The following is a 16,971-nucleotide window of genomic DNA, read 5'->3' on the forward strand; positions in this document are numbered from 1 at the left end:
TAACCAGGAACCTTGGACGCTCTGCGTCCTCGTGTCCGGTACGGCGGTGAGGTTTCGGTGCCTTCGTTCGGCAGGACGCGGAGCGTCGAAGAAGACGTTTCCACGCAGAGCGTGGAAACGAGATGATGAGCGCGGAAACGAGATACATCTCATCCCTCATCCCTGATTGAGAAACAGCCGATAGGCCGGATTCTCCGTCTCCTCCCGCCACAGGTAACCGGTCCCCTCCAGGAAGTCGCGGAAGCGGCCGCGGTCGCCGTAGGGCACCTGGATGCCCACCAGCACCCGGCCGTAGGCGGCGCCGTGGTTACGGTAGTGGAACAGCGAGATGTTCCACTTCTGGCCGATGGCGGTGAGGAAGCGGAGCAGGGCGCCGGGGCGTTCCGGGAACTCGAAGCGGTAGAGGATCTCGTCCTCCACCCGCGCGCTCCCGCCCACCATGTGGCGGATGTGCAGCTTGGCCATCTCGTCGTCGGTCATGTCGATGACCGGATAGTCATGGCGCTCCAGCGCCTCCAGCACTGCCGCCCGCTCCTCGTCGCCGTCGGCCAGCTGGATGCCGGCGAAGACGTGGGCGCGGTCGGCATCGGCGTAGCGGTAGTTGAACTCGGTGATCGGGCGCTGGCCGATCACCTGGCAGAACTTGCGGAAGGCGCCGGGACGCTCCGGGATGGTCACCGCGAACAGCGCCTCGCGCCGTTCGCCCAGCTCCGCCCGCTCGGCGACGTGGCGTAGCCGGTCGAAGTTGATGTTGGCGCCGGAGTTGATCGCCACCAGGTGCTCGTCGCGAATGCCCCGCTCGGCGACGTACTTCTTCAGCCCCGCCACGCCCAGCGCGCCGGCCGGTTCGACGATGGATCGGGTGTCGTCGAAGATGTCCTTGATCGCCGCGCAGAGCTCGTCCGAGCTGACCGTCACCACCTCGTCGACGTGGTCGCGGCACACCTTGAAGGTCTCGCGGCCGATCTGGCGCACCGCCACCCCGTCGGCGAACAGGCCGACCTGGGGCAGGGTCACCCGCCGCTTCTTCTCCATGGCGGCGGCGAGGCAGGCGGCGTCGTCGGGCTCCACCCCGATCACCTTGATCTCCGGGCGCAGCGCCTTGACGTAGGCGGCGACGCCGGCGATCAGCCCGCCGCCGCCCACCGGCACGAAGATGGCGTGGATCGGTTCCTGGCGGCAACGCAGGATCTCCATGGCGATGGTGCCCTGGCCGGCGATCACCTCGGGGTCGTCGTAGGGGTGGACGAAGGTGTAGCCCTTCTCGTCGCACAGGGCCCGGGCGTGCTGGCTCGCCTCGTCGAAGGAGTCGCCGTGGAGTACCACCTTGGCGCCGTAGCCGCGCACCGCCGTCACCTTGATCGGCGGGGTGGTCTTGGGCATCACGATGACCGCCTTGATCCCCATCTGGTGCGCCGAGAGCGCCACCCCCTGTGCGTGGTTGCCGGCGCTGGCGGCGATCACCCCAGCGGCGCGCTGTTCGGGGCGCAGGCCCGCCATCTTGTTGTAGGCGCCGCGCAGCTTGAAGGAGAAGACCGGTTGCAGGTCCTCGCGCTTGAGCAGCACCGTGTTGCCGAGACGGATGGAGAGCTTCTTCGCCTCCTCCAGCGGGGTCTCGCGGGCGACGTCGTAGACGCGGGCGGTGAGGATCTTCTTCAGGTAGCGCTCGAGCATGGGGCGGCCTTCGTAGGGGAGGGCGGGAGATCGACCCATTGTAAATGAATCCCCCGCAAGACGAAGGCCGCCCCGATGGAAACATCCTTGCCTGTCCTGTTTTCCATTCTCCGTCAATCTGAAAAATCGGGATGCGGTTCTCGTAGGATGGGCAAAGGAGCGCTAGCGACGTGCCCATCGAACGAAGGCAGTGAATTTTGCTGTGGCAGTGCCGTTTTGATGGGCACGCTACGCTTTGCCCATCCTACGGCTACGGGAAGATTTCATCCCAAATTTTCAGATGGACAGACTACTGGTGTCCCATGTGGTGAGCGCCCCCCGCCGCCTCCATGGCGGTGATCCGGAACCGGTCGTCGCGTCCCTTCTTGAGGGTGAACATCACCTCGTCACCCGCCTTGAAGACGGAGAGATCGACCCGCTTGGTGACCGGCAGGTCCATGGTCATCGCCGGCCAGTTGAGCGCCGGGATCGGGGCGTGGCTCAGGTTGACCGTGCGCGCCTCGGCGTCCACCGCGTGGAGGGTGCCGTGTCCCTCCGCCTCGTCGGCCGCCGGGGCGGCCATCGCGGCGTGGTCGTGCATGGTGTGGTCGCCGTGTTCCGCCGAATCGCTCATCGCGGCGTGGTCGCCCATGTCGTGGCCGCTGTGCTCATCGGCCGACGCGGGGGCGGCGGCGAGGGTGAGCAGGGAGGCCAGCAGGGTGATTTTCAGGGTTCCGTTCATCGGAGTTCTCCTCGGGTTGGTTGTGGGGAAAAAATTCAATGAACCGCAGATTTACGCAGATTGGCGCAGATCAAGAAGACAGAAATCTGCGTTCATCTGCGTAAATCTGCGGTTCACTCTTCTCTTCATCCGGGTGGGTCGGCGGCGGTTATCGCGGGCAGCGCCGGCCCTCCCAGATCAGGTAGATTGCCGGGATGACGATCAGGGTCATGACGGTGGTGCTGACCATGCCGCCGACCATCGGCAGGGCGATGCGGCGCATCACATCGGCGCCGGGGCCGTCGGTGAAGAACACCGGCAGGAGGCCGGCGATGATCACCGAGACGGTCATCAGCTTGGGGCGCACGCGCAGCGCGGCGCCGGCTATGATCGCCGCGAACAGGTCAGCGCGGTTGGCGGGGGGGCGCTGGCGCACCTGCTGGTCGATGTAGAGCAGCATCACCACCGCGGTCTCCACCGCGATGCCGCCGAGCGCGATGAAGCCCACCGCCACCGCCACCGAGAGGTTGTAGCCGGCGAGATGGACCGCCCACAGCCCGCCCACCAGGCCGAAGGGCAGCGCGCTCATCACCATCACCGTGCGGTCGGCGCGGCCGAAGTGGATCATCAGCAGCACCAGGATGATCGCCGCCGCCGCGGGGATGGCGAGGTTGAGCCGCGCGCGCGCCTCCAGCATCTGCTCGTACTGCCCCGACCAGGCGATGGCGTAGCCGGGCGGCAGTGCCACCTCTTGCGCCACCCGCGCGCGGGCCTCCTCGACGTAGCCGCCGATGTCGCGCCCGCCGATGTCGACGAAGACCCAGCCGGTGAGCCGGGCGTTCTCCGACTTGATCATCGGCGGCCCCTCGGCGAAGGCGATGGTGGCCAGCTCGCCGAGTGGGATGTGCATCCCCTCGGGGGTCGGCACCAGGATCCCGGCGAGGTCGTCGGGGCGTTCGCGGAACGGACGGTCGTAGCGCAGGATGATGTTGTAGCGCTCCCGCCCGCGCACGCTTTCGGCGATCTTCATGCCGCCCAGCGCGGTCTGGATCACCCCCTGGAAGGTGCCGAGGTCGATGTTGCGCCGGGCCAGCTCCTCGCGGTTGGGGGTGATCTCCAAGTACTTGCCGCCGGTGATCCGGTCGGCAAAGGCGCTGCGCGTGCCCGCCACCTCCTTGACCGCCGCCTCCACGTCGAGGGCGATGCGGCCGATCTCCTCCAGATCGGCTCCCGAGATCTTGATCCCCACCGGGGTGCGGATGCCGGTGGAGATCATGTCCATGCGGATCTTGATCGGGTAGCCCCAGCTGTTGACCAGCCCCGGCAGGCGGACTCGCGCGTCCAGCTCGTCGATCAGCCCGTCGACGTCGAGCCCCGGCCGCCACGCTTCGCGGGGCTTGAGGCGCACCCAGCTCTCGATCATCGAGATCGGCGCGGGGTCGGTGGCGGTGTCGGCCCGTCCCACCTTGCCGAAGACCTGCTCCACCTCGGGCACGGTGCGGATCAGCCGGTTGGTCTGGGCGAGGATCTCCTTCGCCTTGGTCAGCGACACCCCCGGCAGGGTGGTGGGCATGTAGAGCAGCTCCCCTTCGTAGAGTGCCGGCATGAACTCGGAGCCGAGCTGCTTGAGCGGCCAGGCGAGGCTGGCGACCGCCGCGACCGCCGCCGCCAGGGTGAGCCAGCGGGTGCGCAGGGCGAAGCGCAGCAGCGGTTTGTAGAGGGCGACGAAGAGCCGGTTGAGCGGATTGGCCTCCTCGCGCCGGATGTGCCCGCGGATCAGCCACATCATCAGTACCGGCACCACGGTGACCGAGAGCAGCGAGGCGAAGGCCATGGCGTAGGTCTTGGTGTAGGCGAGCGGTGAGAAGAGCCGGTAGCTCTCGCCGGTGAGCGCGAACACCGGCAGGAAGGAGACGGTGATGATCAGCAGGCTGAAGAAGAGCCCCGGCCCCACCTCCTTGGCGGACTGGAGCAGGGCGCCGTTGCGGGCGATCCGGTCGGCGTCGGCGGGCAGCTCGCTCAGCTTACGGTGGGCGTTCTCCACCATCACGATGGAGGCGTCGACCATCGCGCCGATGGCGATGGCGATCCCTCCCAGGGACATGATGTTGGCGGTTATCCCCTGCGCCGCCATCACCGTGAAGGCGCCGAGCACCCCCAGCGGCAGGGTGACGATGGCGACGAAGGCGGAGCGGGCGTGGAGCAGGAAGATCAGGCAGACCAGCGCCACCACCAGCCCCTCCTCGATCAGCTTGTGATTGAGGTACTCCACCGCGCCGCGGATCAGCGGCGCGCGGTCGTAGACGGTCTCGATCTCCACCCCCTCGGGTAGCCCGCCGCGCAGGGCGTTGAGCTTGCGTTCCACCGCCTTGATCACATTCAAGGCGTTCTCGCCGGAGCGCATCACGATGATCCCGCCGACCACCTCCCCCTCGCCGTTCAGCTCGACCACCCCGCGGCGCAGCTCCGGCCCCTCGATCACCCGCGCCACGTCGGTGAGCAGCACCGGCGTGCCGTTGCGCGCCCGCAGCACCACCCGGCGCAGCTCGTCGACCGAGGCGACGTAGCCCTTGGAGCGGATCATCAGCTCGGTCTCCGCCCGCTCCAGCACCCGCCCGCCCACCTCGGCGCTGGCCGCCTTCACCGCCTCGCGCACGCGCACCAGCGGGATGTCGTAGGCGCGCAGCCGGTTGGGGTCGATCAGCACCTGGAACTCGCGCACGAAGCCGCCCACCGAGGCGACCTCGGAGACGCCGGGCACGGTGGCCAGCTCGAAGCGCAGGAACCAGTCCTGCAACGCCCGCAGCTCGGCCAGGTCGTGGCGGCCGCTGCGGTCGACCAGCGCGTACTGGTAGATCCAGCCCACCCCGGTGGCGTCCGGACCGAGCCGCGCGGTGGCGTTGGCCGGCAGCCCCTTCTGCGCGCTGGCCAGCGCCTCGGTCACCCGGCTGCGTGCCCAGTAGGTGTCCACCCCGTCCTGGAAGATGACGTAGACGAAGCTGGTGCCGAACATCGAGAAGCCGCGCACCGCCTCGGTCTTCGGCAGCCCCAGCAGGGTGGTGGAGAGGGGGTAGGTGACCAGGTCCTCGACGATCTGCGGCGCCTGTCCGGGAAAGTCGGTGCGGATGATCACCTGGGTGTCGGAGAGATCGGGGATGGCGTCGAGCGGCATCCGCCCGAGCGCCAGCAGCCCGGCCGCCGCCAGGGCGAGGGTGAAGACCACCACGATCAGCGGGTTGTGGACCGACCAGCCGATCACCCGGGCGACGAACGAGCGGGTGGGGTCCTCCCCGCCGAGGTCGTGGGGGCTACTCATGGCCGTCGCCCCCGCCGTTCACCGCCTCCCCCTTGGCCGAACCGTAGGGGTTGTAGGGCGTGGCGCCCTGTTGCAGCCAGAGCCGGTCGCGCTGCGGGTCGCGGAACAGCCGCACGTCCTTGTCGCGGTAGTGGGCGGTGCGCCCCTCCAGCACCCACGGGCGTAGCGCGGAGACCAGGTGGTGGAGCGCTTCGGTCAGGGTGCTCTCGGTGCGCGCCTGCTGGGCCTCGCCGACCGCCTGCTCGGCGGCGTCGAGCAGCGGCCCCAGCCGGGTGTCGCCGAAGCGCGGCCAGAGCAGGCCGCGGATCTCGCGGGCCGGCTGGAGCTGCTCCGGGGTGACGTCGTAGCCGTCGACCAGCGCCTCGTGGAGGTAGAGCGCGGCGTCCACCAGATGGTCCATCATCGCCAGCTGGGCCGCGCTCAGGGTGAGGTCGGCGAGCGTCTGTTTGAGCCTTTGCAGCTTGCGGAACGAGTCGCGGAGTGCGCTTTCGGAGTCGATCAGGAACTGGCCGGAGACCACCACCCGGTCCCCCGCCGCCGCCCCTTCGAGGATCTCGGTATAGCCGTCGGCGGAGAGTCCGGTGCGCACCGCCCGCGGCTGGAAGCGGCCGTCGCCGAGCGCCGCCACCAGATAGGGGCCACCGGCCCCCAGCAGCAGGGCGCTGTCGGGCACCGCCAGCCGCTGTACCGCCTCCACCTCGAACAGCACGTCGGCGTAGGCGCCGGGGCGTAGCGCCCCGTCCGGGTTGTCCAGGGCGAGACGCACGGTGCCGGTGCGGCTGGCGGGGTCTACGGTGGGGTGGATGTAGTCGACCTTGGTTTCGATCACCTGCCCCGGCAGGTTGGGGAGCACCACCCGCACCGCGGTATCGGGGCCGATCGCCGTTAGCCTGCATTTCTCACCAGCCTCCGTAGCGAGGGCGCCGAGATCCCGCTGTGACGGGGCGCGCGGACTGGAGGGCGACGAAGGCATAGCCGACTCTATGTTGAGGAGCCTGGAGGGAGCACGCCTCGTCACAGCGGGAAGATCGGCGGTCGCAGTAGGAGGCTGGTGAGAAATGCAGGCTAAATCCTGCTCCGCCACCGCGGCGTTGATCCACACGGACGAATAGTCCTGGATCACCGCCAGGGTCTCGCCGGGGCGCACGTAGGCCCCCTCGCGCACCCGCAGCTCGGCGAGTGTGCCGGCGGTGGCGGCGGCGAACGGCACCCGCTCCTCGACCTTGCGGGTCTGCTTCAGCCGGTCGATGAACTCGGTCGAGACCCCTAGCGCGCGCAGCCGGTCGGCGGCCGAATCGCTCCGCTCCGCGCCGTTGCGCGCCAGGGCGCTCAGGTAGTCGCGCTGGGCGGCGGCCAGATCGGGGCTGAACAGGCGATAGAGCACCTGCCCGCGCTGCACCGGGTCACCCACCGCGGTGACCGCCAGCGCCTCCACCCAGCCCGCCACCCGGCTCGCCACCTCGCCGCGCCGCCGCTCGTTGGCCACCACCACGCCGTAGGCGCGGATGCGGCGGCCGAACCGGGTCGGCTCGGCGCGGCCGTAGCGCACCCCCATGTTCTGGATGGTCTCGGGGGAGATGGTCACCTCGGCGCGGGCCGGTGCCCCCGTCGGGTCGTCGGCGACCGGTTGCGCGGGGCCGCTCGCCACCGGCACCAGATCCATGCCGCAGATCGGGCAGGTGCCCATCTGGTCGGCGATGTAGTGGGGGTGCATCGGGCAGGTGTACTGGGTAGCTTCCTCCGCCGCGAACAGCGGGGCGGTCCAGGCGAGCAGCAGCCACAGCAGGGCCGCGGGAAGTGGTAGCCGTTTCATGGCATCTCCTCCACCAGCAGGGCGTTGATCCGCGCCGCGGCGACGGTGCGCCGCGCCCGCTGGGTGGCCCGTTCCAGCTCCAGCTCGGCGTGCTGCATCGCCGGGCGGATCACCGCCTCCAGCGAACCGTCGCCTGCCTCGTAGCGGCGCCGGTTGGCCGCCTCCAGGTCTTCCAGGCGCGCCGCCCGGTGTTTTAGCTCGGTGAGCAGTGCGGCGGCGGTCTCGTAGTCGGCGCGCGCCGTGTCGTACTCCCGGCGGGTCTCGCGCAGCCGTTGCTCCCAATGGGCGGTGGCCCGCTCCAGGGCCACCTCGGCGGCGGCCAGCTTGGGTCGCTGGTTGTTCTCCGCCCACAGCGGCACGCTCACCGTCAGCTTTACCGTGAACCAGTCCTCACCGTCGAAACCGCGGCCCGACTCCCGCTGCTGCCAGGCGAAGCCCACCGCATAGTCGGGGGAGAGGTCGGCGACGCGGCGCGCCACCCCGTTGCGGGCCAGGGTCCGTTCGCGCTCGGCGATCAGCGGCGCGAAGGCCCCTTCCGGCGAACCGTCCCAGCTCCGCGGCTCGACCGCCGGCGGCGGCATCTCGGGTACCGCCTCCACCAGCTCGCGCAGCGTCGCCTCCCAGCGCCGCGCCTCCCCCTCCAGCGCCACCCGGCGCTCACCGATCCGCGCCCGCTGGATCTCCAGCTCGTCGAAGCGACCGTAGACCGCCTCTCCACCCGCCATCTCGCCGCGCAGCCACTGCTCCAGCTCGCCGATCAGCGTCACCTGCCGCGCCAGCGCCGCCCGCGACGCGCCGATTCGCTCGCGCTCGGCGAGCGCCTCGATCAGCCGCCGCTCCAGCGCCGCCAGCCGCTCGCGCCGCTCCAGCTCGGCCAGCCCCCGGCGGGTGAGCAGGGTGTCGCGCTCCGCCTCGCGGCCCGCCGCGTTGGGGATCTTCTGGCTCACCTCCAGGCTGCGGCTGCTCGGCAGGTAGCGGTCGAAGCGGGTCGGCTCGTTCACCGGCAGGTTGTTGAGGCCGAGGGTGACGCTGGGGTTGGGTAGCCCCAGCGCCCCCTCCGCCTGACGCGCCCACTGGCGCGCCTGGGCCTCGTCGGCGCGCACGTCGGGGTGTTGGGCGAGTCGGGCGCGCAACGCTTCATAGGCGGGGGTGGAGGCGCCGGCCGAGGCGCAGAGCGCCAGGGTCAGCGAGGCGAGCGCACGCAGCCGAACGTGCGCGGCGGATCGGCGCCGATGCGCCGAGAGGGCAGTGGACATGGAGGGAACTCCCAACCGGGGATGGGCCGCGCCGCAGCCACGGCACGACGACCGCCGGCCCGGTATTCAACCGGGGCCGGCCCGATGCTCAGACCGGACGGTTGGGTTGGGGAGGGCGCAGCTCCACCGGCTGTTCGAAGTGGTGGGCGCTCCGGTCGGAGAAGGGTTCCAGCTGGGAGAGCAGGGAGAAGAAGGTATCGACCCGCGGGGCGTGGGCGGTGGGGGCGACGCCGCAGAAGACGCAGCCGCGATCCTTGCACGGGCCGCTTTGATCGGCGGCCCCGTCATGGCAGTGGTGGGTCCCGTCGGCGGCCATCGCCATCGCCGTGGGGGCCCCTGCTTGTGGGGCCTCCCCGCGGTGCAGCCACGGCGCGCTCACCGTCGTCTGCAACAGCAGCAGGGCGAGCAGCAGGGTGGACCAGAATTTGCGATGGGTAGCCATGACGGCCCGATTGTTCTCCCGGCCGGGCGTGGCTGTCAACATCGCGCTGTGCGGTGAAATCATCCTCGCTCGGGAGGAACTGACGTCGGTTCGGAACCACTGGTATGATGGATCGGACTCGCGCAGAGCCTTTCGTCAAAATTAGAGAGAACGAACGATGACCCAGGATGAACTGAAGAAGAAGGTGGCCGAGGCCGCCCTCGAATACGTCGAGCCCGGCATGGTGGTCGGTATCGGTACCGGCTCCACCGCCAACCACTTCATCGATCTGTTGGCCGGCATGAAGGGCAAGATCGACGGCACCGTCGCCAGTTCCGTCGCCTCGGCGGACCGGCTGCGCGGCCACGGCATTCCGGTGATGGAGCTGAACGAGGCGGGTTCGCTGCCGATCTACGTGGACGGCGCCGACGAGTCCAACCGCCACCTGCACCTGATCAAGGGCGGCGGCGGCGCGCTGACCCGCGAGAAGATCGTGGCCGGGGCGAGCGAGAAGTTCATCTGCATCGCCGACGAGTCGAAGCTGGTGGACGTGCTCGGCAAGTTCCCGCTGCCCATCGAGGTGATTCCGATGGCCCGCTCGCTGGTCGCCCGCGAGATCGTCAAGCTCGGCGGCGAGCCGGTGCTGCGCGAGGGCTTCACCACCGACAACGGCAACATCATCCTCGATGTCCACGGGCTGGAGATCATGGAGCCGACCAAGCTGGAGCAGCAGCTCAACAATCTGGCCGGCGTGGTCACCGTCGGCATCTTCGCCATCCGCCCGGCCGACGTGCTGCTGCTCGGCTGCGCCGACGGCGTCAAGAAGTTCGACTAACGCGGAAATCCCGCCCCATCGCCGCCCCGCGGGCTTTCGCCGCGGGGCGGCGATGGGGCGGGATTTCCGTGTGTGTTATGTCGAAAAGGTTGCGTTGGGTTTCCTCTGGTTACTACGCTCTGCGTAGTAACCCGCTTCATCTGGTCCTCTGGTTACTACGCTCTGCGTAGTAACCCGCTACCTTGGACGCTCTGCGTCCGGGATTACGACGCGGAGCGTCGCGGTGGTGCGTTACGACGCGGAGCGTCGTAACGAGAGGAGAGAGGACGGCGGGCGCCCGCGCTTTCAGCGCCGTCTCCGGATCACCAGCAGAAACAGTACCCCGAGCTGGCGTTGTACAAACCGCCCGAGGTCCACGCGCCCCCGGCGGCCCGGCAGTCCGTGCTGTTGTAGATGTTCGCCACCGCGTCGCGGTCGCAGGTGCCGGTGTTCCCCGTCTGATCACCGCAATTCGTGCCGATCTCGAACGTGGGGGCGCTATGCACATAGTCGGCGCCGTATTCCCAGCGCATGATCGGCTGATACTCCCGGCTCTCCAGGTAGTCGCTGGTGTCATCGTCCACCGTGATGGTGACCTCGTGCAGCAGCCGCTTGCGCTTGAAGTAGTAGGCGCTCTCGCTGCACGGCCCGTTCGCGCCTGAACCCTCCTGATCCCACGCGTCGGCGAAGCTCCTGGCGATGGAGATGATCGGGATGCCCCGGGTGGTCATGTCCAACGCCTTGTCGGTGACGACGCGGATCGCGTTGCTGTCGGTGTTGTCCCGGGCGTCGCGAAATCCGGCGACGACACCGGATACGAAGTCTCCCACCCGCTCCTTCCACACGCCGATGAAGCCGACGCTGCTGTTGACCAGTCCGTAGAGCTGGCAGCGCGTGGTCCAGGCGTCGAAGTCGTCGCCCGGCACGGTGATGTAGAAACGATAGAGGTAATCCGCCTCGCTCCCCTCATAGGTGTTTTCCCACACGTCGGCGCGGTAGGTCCGGGCGAGCAACGGGTATTTCTTGGCGAGGATGGCGCTGAAATTCCGCCGTACGGTGACCTTCGGCGCGCGCTCCGCGCAGGTCATGATGTCGCCGATGTAGGTCAGCTCGGTATACGCCTCGTAGGGCCGGCCGTCCCGCGGCAGGGTGCGTCGGGTCGACGTGCGCGCCGCCATGCCGGCGAAGCGGTTCGCGATCCTCATCGTCTCGCTTTCGCCGTTCACCGACAGGGTGATCTCCGCGATGTCGGCGGAGGGGTAGGAGAAGCCGATGGTGCCATCGGCCCCGCCGCGCAGCTCAAACAGGGTGGGCCGGCCCAATTCGTCGAACTCCATGGCCACATAGGCGTCCAGTGAGCCGTCGGCGTTCTTGTCGAACGTCTCCAGGCGGTTGTAATAGATCGGCTGGTTCTGCCCGTCCTTCACCGCGTAGAGGGCGTAGTAGCGGTCGTTGGCATCGGTGAAGGTGGCATAGAGCGGGTCGCTGCCGTACTCGTTCAGATAGAGGTTTCTGAACGGGGCGGATCTCGTGGCGCCGGTCGGGGTGAGGCCGTTGATGTCGAATCCGATGGGGTTCGCTGATGCCAGCGACAGGCCCACCTCGTAACCGTTCTCGCCGACTGAAACGCAGGCGATGTCGAGCGTCCCCGATTCGGGGTCATATTCGCTGCAATCCGGATTGACTGCGCCGCTGCGGGCGGTGCCGACGCCGGTGACGGTAAACCGCGCGCCCCGGTCCATCTGCAGATTGGCGGAGAGCGCCTGGTCGTCGGTGATGACGCACGGGATGTCGACGGCCCCGCTGGCGGGGTCGAAGGTGGCGCACTGCTCCCGCTCCGTGTTGTAGCGGCATTGGCCGGTCTGGCAGGCGCCGTTGCACCAGTAGCCGTTGCCCTCGGAGACGCAGGTGAGTGCGGAGGCGCAGCGGCCAAGCGTGGTCGGGCCACACTCCGGAACATGGGAGGAGCTTACGATGTCGCCGCTATCGTCGGTTCCGCCATCACCCGTTCCCGGATCGACGGTGCCTTGGTCGCCGGTGTCGTCTCCGTTGTCTCCGCCGTCGGTGTTGTCATCCGGTGAAGTGTTGTCATCCGGTGAAGTGGTGTCATCCGGTGAGGTGGTGTCATCCGGGGTGTCGGCGTCGTCCGGGGGGGGCGGGTCACCCGGTGAGGCGGAGTCGTCGGCGGGGGCGTGGGGTTCCAGGCGCACCTCGTTCACCAGCATGTAGGTGTTCGTGTCGACGCTATCCGCAAAGCCCATCCGGAACGAAGTGCTGGCGCAGGCCGCCAGTTCGTCGGCGCTCAAGGTACCGCTGTGGGCGGCGAGCGGCGTGCCTCCCGCATCGTCATAGTTCCCTGTCGCAAGGTTCGTGGAGTAACTCCCGTCGCCATCGATGGCGATGCGCAGGTATACGGTGGTGGTATTCGGCAAGAGGTCACCGTCGCCGCTGGTCTGACCGGTGCTCATGGCGATGGGAGGTATACAGGCGGGCTGCGCCGTGATGGCGGAGAAATACCCCCGGTCCAGCATCTTGAAGGAGAGGTAGCTGGTCGCCCCTACATGGTCGTAGGTGTAGAGGGAGTGAACGGCGTTTCCTCGGGTGGTGTCCTGCATCAGTCTCAGGCCGTCGACGGAGGTGAGGATGCTCCCGCTCTGCCCGGATTCCTGGACCCACAGGGGGGCGGCCATCGGGATGTCGTTGAGCGGATCCACCTCCGACCACGATCCGTCGGCCCCGTCGCTGCCGTCCATGGAGCGGACGCAGCGGACGTACCCGGTATTGACGTTGTAATAGGTGTGCGAATAGCCCCGATAGAAAAACAGGACCCATGCCTGGTCGGTGTCGGCGGCATCGACGTTAGACGACCAGTAGTAGGTGTCGTGGCTGTTCGGAAAAAAGGAGTCGTTGATGGTCGGGTAGTAGCTGGTGTCGACGATGCTTTCCAACTGGTGGATGCCGGGCAAGACCCAGTCGGTGTGCCCGCCGAGCCTCAATCCCTGGCAGTAGGCGCAAGCGGTTTCCCAGTTGTACAGCCTGCCATCGTCCTGTTTTTGCCACACGTATCCCGTGCTGCTATCGCTGACGGTGCCGTCACCGTTGTCGGTGAAGGTGTCGTTGACGCCGTCCTCGTAAAACCCATTGGCATAGTGGATGGCGTCGCCGCACTCTGCCGTCCATGCGGGAGTGGAACAAAGCAGACCGGTGACCACGGATACCCACGACAACAGATGTTTCATCTTCATCGACAGCACCCCTTCAAGTGTTTTTCGCGATTTCCATGCCACTCCCCAGAGGGTTCGCGGTGGCGTGGAGTGACGTCATCTGTTCCGGTCAGCACCCCTTCCTGTCGGGTGTTTTTTTATTCCCTGATAAAAAATATGTAAATCAGTTTGGATCATAGGAGGTTTCGATCCACCCGTAAATCGGAATCGGGGGGGGGGCAGTCGAGGTGCTCCGGCTGGACGGGCCTTCCGCTCCTTCGGTTCCCACGTTCTGTGTGGTGACCCACTGCCTTGGAGACGCTGCATGGGGAATCGGAGGCTCAGGGTGTGGTAACGAGCCTGTCGGACCACGGATGAATCAGCCGGGGGATTTTCCGGATTTCGTCGGCTGCTTGGCGTGAAGGAGCGGTCGCAACGGGGTGGAGAGAGTCTGTTCCAGCGCCTCTTCGCCGGCGTGCAGCTGCGCCTCCAGGGCGGCGCGCCACGGCACGTGGCCGATCTCCGGCGGCAGTTCGCGGGGCAGCGGCCAGGGCAGGGCGTGGTGCAGGTCGAGCAGGGTGAGGTCGTCCAGGTCGCGGGCCAGCAGGTAGCGGTGGGCGTTGGTGTGCTGCACCCAGCGGGCCTCCTCCAGGGGGGAGAGCACCCGGCGCAGCGCCTCCTCGTGGAGGTCGGGGTGGCGGCGCAGCAGGTCGTTGAGGGCGAGGGTGTCGCCGCGGCGCTGGGCCTCCTCCAGGGTGGCCAGCAGGCGCAGGGCGGTGACGAAGCCGAAGCGGCCCGGATCGTCGCCGCTCTCCTGGTGGATGCGGTAGGTGGCGAGGCAGTAGGTCACCTCCGCGCCGAACAGGATGATCAGCCAGGAGACGTAGACCCAGATGAGGAAGATCGGGACGGCCGCCAATGCCCCGTAGATCAGCTCGTAGGTGGGGAAGCTGGTGACGTACCAGGCGAACCCTCGTTTCCCCGCCTCGAACAGCAGCGCGGCCACCACCCCGCCCACCGCGGCGAAACGCAGCGGCACCCGGCGGTTGGGGATGGCGAGGTAGAAGAGGGTGAAGGCGACCGTCACCAGGGCGAAGGGGACCAGCGCGAGGATCGGCTTGTGCAGCCCGGCGGTGGTGTCGGCGAGCAGCGGCAGGGAGACCAGGTAGGAGGTGACCGCGAGGCTCATGCCGACCAGGATCGGGCCGAGGCTGAGCACCGCCCAGTAGACCAGGAAGCTGGCCAGCCCGTTGCGCTGTACCTTCACCTTCCAGATGTCGTTGAGGGCGCGGTCGATGGTGCGCAGCATCATCAGCGCGGTGGCGAGCAGCACCAGGGTGCCGATCGAGGTGAGCTGTTTGGTCTGCTGGGAGAATTGGGTGAGATGCTCGCGCACCGTCGCGCCGGCGGTGGGGACGAAGTTGTCGAAGATGAAGTCGTTGAGCGGATCGGTCAGCCCCTGGAACACCGGAAAGGCGGAGAGCAGGGCGAAGACCATGGTGGTCAGCGGCACCAGCGAGAGCAGGAAGGTGTAGGCGAGGCCCGAGGCGGTCTGCATCACCCGGTCCTCGGCGGTGTTGCGCAGCAGGTAGCGCAGGAAGCGCAGCGGGTGTTGCAGCGCCTCGTTGTCGATCAGGTCACGTGGCGACATCGGAATACCGGAAGAGTTGAACGCAAAGACGCAAAGACGCAGGGGGTCGGGTTGTTCCGGAAACCGTTTCCCTTTTGCGTCCTCCGCGTCTTTGCGCCTTTGCGTTGGATGCTCAAGGTTTTTCGTCGTGCCGTCCCGGTGGTGGGAGGTGGTGGGGCGGGGGACCGTGTTCGGTGAGTTTGGTGCCCTGGGTCTTCACCTGGCCGAAGAAGCCGGCGAGGAAGCGGAAGACCTTTTTCACCCCCGCCCACAGCTTCGGCAGCAGCCACACCAGCAGCACGATGAACAGCGCCAGCAGCACCAGGAAGAGCGCCGGGTGGTTGAGCGCGGTCCACAGCCCGGCGATCACCGCCACGTCCTCGCCCACCGAGGCGAACCAGTTGGTGAAGGGTTCCGGCGAGGTGTTGATCAGCACCCGCGAGCCCGCCTTGGTGGCGTGGGTGGCGGTGGTCAGGGTGCCGCCGAGGATGCCGGCTGCGAGGATGAAGGCAGGGTTCACGTCGCCCACCGCGCCGGCCGCGAGGGCGGCGCCTGCGGGGATGCGGACGAAGGTGTGGAGGGTGTCCCAGCCGGTGTCGACGCCGGGCATCTTGTCGGCGAAGAATTCGACGAAGTACATGAAGCCGGCGGCCGAGATCACCATCGGGTCGGCGAGGATCTCCAGGTTGGGCGGCAGTTCCATGTAGCCGTTGGCACCCATGAAGCCGAGCATGAACATCGCGGCGTAGAGGTTGATGCCGCTGGCCCAGGCGACGCCGAGGGTCAGGGCGATGGTGTGGACGATCTGCGTTTCCATGGGGATGCTCTTGGTTTTTCGTCTCCTTCCGGGAAATTTCAGTATAGGCCGCGGGCCCGCCGGGGCGGAAGGCGCGGTGGTACAATGGGCGCCCGTTTTTTCCGGCGAGGACCCCCTGCGTGGTCTGGCTTCTGCTCTCTTTGGCGGTGGTGGCGCTCGATCAGGCGAGCAAGCATTGGGCGCTGAATGCCCTGGTGCTGCATCAACCGCGGCCGGTGGTGCCCCACTTCGATCTCACCCTGGTGTTCAACCAGGGGGCCGCCTTCAGCTTTCTCAGCGATGCCGGCGGTTGGCAGCGCTGGCTCTTCGTCGGCCTGGCGGTGTTGGTGAGCGTGGTGCTGATGGTGTGGGTGTTGCGTCTGGGGGCGCGCCAGCGCTGGATCGGCAGTGCCCTGGGGCTGGTGTTGGGCGGAGCGGTGGGCAATCTGATCGACCGCATCCGCTTCGGCCATGTGGTCGATTTCCTCGACTTCCACTACCAGAGCTACCACTGGCCCGCCTTCAACCTGGCCGACAGCGCGATCACCGTCGGTGCGGTAATGCTGCTGATCGACGCCTTTTTCCTCGCCGGGCGCAGTTCTTCCTGAGCTTAGGCACCAATAACGCGGAGAACGCAGAGACGCAGAGAACGCTGAGATTCCGTGTGCGGGGTCGTGAGGCGACCCGGGTGGATCGAGTTCTATTCAATTCTGTTTTCTTCTCCGCGTTCTCTGCGTCTTTGCGTTCTCTGCGTTTAACGACAATGTCAGGAGATTCGAGTGAGTGATGTGGTCGAGGCCGGGGCGCAGGTGACGCTCCATTTGCGGATCGCGCTGGAGAGCGGGGCGGTGGCGGAGGAGAGTTTCGGCAAGGAGCCGCTGACCTTCACCATCGGCGACGGCACCATGATCGAGGGGCTGGAGAAGTTGCTGATCGGGTTGAAGGTCGGTGAGCAGGCGAATTTCCTCGTCGCCCCCCGGGACGCCTTCGGCATGCACGACCCGGACAAGGTCCACCTGATGGAGCGCACCGAGTTCCCGTTGGCGATGAGCGAGCAGCTCCAGCCGGGTCAACTGGTCGCCTTCCACACCCCGGCCGGCGACGAGATGCTCGGCATGATCAAGGAGCTGACCATCGACCGGGTGGAGGTGGATTTCAACCACCCCCTGGCCGGCCGCACCATCCGTTTCGAGGTGGAGATCCTCAAGGTCGGTTCGTAACGCGCCCTCGTGGCGTTTTCGTAGCGGCCTTCAGGCCGCGATCGAGGCGGAGTGGGGCGTTTCGTTTTCGATTGGCGGGAGTTGCGGAGAGGGCGTCCGGCTTCCGCATCCTGCTCACGCCAAGTACC

12 protein-coding genes are annotated in these 16,971 nt (G+C 67.5%); 3 read left to right on the forward strand and 9 right to left on the reverse strand.

The genetic code is table 11. The features are described from left to right. Nucleotides 1–156 precede the first annotated feature (156 nt). From ilvA to ACYQ2W_RS09845, 6 genes are all read right to left on the reverse strand, one after another. Entirely contained in the window at nucleotides 157–1,674 is a 1,518-nt protein-coding gene (gene ilvA / locus ACYQ2W_RS09820; RefSeq protein WP_459865760.1) for a threonine ammonia-lyase, biosynthetic, read from the reverse strand. 289 nt (nucleotides 1,675–1,963) lie between these two features. Next, nucleotides 1,964–2,395: a copper-binding protein gene (locus ACYQ2W_RS09825; protein ID WP_459865762.1), complete on the reverse strand. Its 432-nt coding sequence runs from the start codon at nucleotides 2,393–2,395 to the stop codon at nucleotides 1,964–1,966. Nucleotides 2,396–2,543: 148 nt separating this feature from the next. Continuing rightward, a complete protein-coding gene (locus ACYQ2W_RS09830) occupies nucleotides 2,544–5,690 on the reverse strand; it encodes an efflux RND transporter permease subunit (RefSeq protein ID WP_459865764.1) in 3,147 nt (1,048 codons plus the stop codon). Then, nucleotides 5,683–7,503, reverse strand: coding sequence for a heavy metal-binding domain-containing protein (locus ACYQ2W_RS09835; protein ID WP_459865766.1), 1,821 nt, complete (start codon nucleotides 7,501–7,503; stop codon nucleotides 5,683–5,685). The genes ACYQ2W_RS09830 and ACYQ2W_RS09835 overlap by 8 nt, the downstream gene beginning before the upstream one ends. Further along, nucleotides 7,500–8,759, reverse strand: a complete 1,260-nt coding sequence (locus ACYQ2W_RS09840) for a TolC family protein (RefSeq protein ID WP_459865768.1) — start codon at nucleotides 8,757–8,759, stop codon at nucleotides 7,500–7,502. Before ACYQ2W_RS09840 ends, ACYQ2W_RS09835 begins: the two co-directional genes overlap by 4 nt. An 88-nt stretch (nucleotides 8,760–8,847) precedes the next feature. Then, nucleotides 8,848–9,201, reverse strand: a complete 354-nt coding sequence (locus ACYQ2W_RS09845) for a hypothetical protein (RefSeq protein WP_459865770.1) — start codon at nucleotides 9,199–9,201, stop codon at nucleotides 8,848–8,850. A 157-nt stretch (nucleotides 9,202–9,358) separates the two neighbouring features. Here ACYQ2W_RS09845 and rpiA point away from each other — a divergent pair, with 157 nt between their 5' ends. Next, entirely contained in the window at nucleotides 9,359–10,015 is a 657-nt protein-coding gene (rpiA, locus tag ACYQ2W_RS09850; protein WP_459865772.1) for a ribose-5-phosphate isomerase RpiA, read from the forward strand. Between the two features lie 302 nt (nucleotides 10,016–10,317). Here the strand turns inward: rpiA and ACYQ2W_RS09855 are convergent, their stop codons facing one another. From ACYQ2W_RS09855 to ACYQ2W_RS09865, 3 genes are all read right to left on the reverse strand, one after another. Continuing rightward, a complete protein-coding gene (locus ACYQ2W_RS09855; protein ID WP_459865774.1) occupies nucleotides 10,318–13,239 on the reverse strand; it encodes an Lcl C-terminal domain-containing protein in 2,922 nt (973 codons plus the stop codon). Nucleotides 13,240–13,576: 337 nt separating this feature from the next. Then, nucleotides 13,577–14,848 carry a virulence factor BrkB family protein gene (locus ACYQ2W_RS09860; protein WP_459865776.1) on the reverse strand — a complete coding sequence of 424 codons (1,272 nt, stop codon included), beginning with the start codon at nucleotides 14,846–14,848 and terminating at the stop codon, nucleotides 13,577–13,579. Between the two features lie 112 nt (nucleotides 14,849–14,960). Then, the gene (locus ACYQ2W_RS09865) at nucleotides 14,961–15,644 is read right to left on the reverse strand and encodes a DUF4126 domain-containing protein (protein WP_459865778.1); all 684 of its coding nucleotides are present in this window, start codon (nucleotides 15,642–15,644) and stop codon (nucleotides 14,961–14,963) included. 119 nt (nucleotides 15,645–15,763) lie between these two features. Between ACYQ2W_RS09865 and lspA the strand changes: the two genes are divergently transcribed. Continuing rightward, entirely contained in the window at nucleotides 15,764–16,231 is a 468-nt protein-coding gene (gene lspA, locus ACYQ2W_RS09870) for a signal peptidase II (RefSeq protein WP_459865780.1), read from the forward strand. Between the two features lie 171 nt (nucleotides 16,232–16,402). Further along, nucleotides 16,403–16,843 carry an FKBP-type peptidyl-prolyl cis-trans isomerase gene (locus ACYQ2W_RS09875; protein ID WP_459865782.1) on the forward strand — a complete coding sequence of 147 codons (441 nt, stop codon included), beginning with the start codon at nucleotides 16,403–16,405 and terminating at the stop codon, nucleotides 16,841–16,843. The last annotated feature ends 128 nt before the right edge of the window (nucleotides 16,844–16,971 follow it).

Source organism: Endothiovibrio diazotrophicus (genome assembly GCF_054657215.1).

Bases quoted from the DNA above. Each gene is read 5' to 3' on its own strand.
- ACYQ2W_RS09835 (WP_459865766.1), bottom strand. From the start codon at position 7,503: ATGAAACGGCTACCACTTCCCGCGGCCCTGCTGTGGCTGCTGCTCGCC.
- ACYQ2W_RS09855 (WP_459865774.1), bottom strand. From the start codon at position 13,239: ATGAAGATGAAACATCTGTTGTCGTGGGTATCCGTGGTCACCGGTCTG.
- ACYQ2W_RS09830 (WP_459865764.1), bottom strand. From the start codon at position 5,690: ATGAGTAGCCCCCACGACCTCGGCGGGGAGGACCCCACCCGCTCGTTC.
- ACYQ2W_RS09825 (WP_459865762.1), bottom strand. From the start codon at position 2,395: ATGAACGGAACCCTGAAAATCACCCTGCTGGCCTCCCTGCTCACCCTC.
- rpiA (WP_459865772.1), top strand. From the start codon at position 9,359: ATGACCCAGGATGAACTGAAGAAGAAGGTGGCCGAGGCCGCCCTCGAA.
- ACYQ2W_RS09860 (WP_459865776.1), bottom strand. From the start codon at position 14,848: ATGTCGCCACGTGACCTGATCGACAACGAGGCGCTGCAACACCCGCTG.
- ACYQ2W_RS09840 (WP_459865768.1), bottom strand. From the start codon at position 8,759: ATGTCCACTGCCCTCTCGGCGCATCGGCGCCGATCCGCCGCGCACGTT.
- ACYQ2W_RS09865 (WP_459865778.1), bottom strand. From the start codon at position 15,644: ATGGAAACGCAGATCGTCCACACCATCGCCCTGACCCTCGGCGTCGCC.
- ilvA (WP_459865760.1), bottom strand. From the start codon at position 1,674: ATGCTCGAGCGCTACCTGAAGAAGATCCTCACCGCCCGCGTCTACGAC.
- ACYQ2W_RS09845 (WP_459865770.1), bottom strand. From the start codon at position 9,201: ATGGCTACCCATCGCAAATTCTGGTCCACCCTGCTGCTCGCCCTGCTG.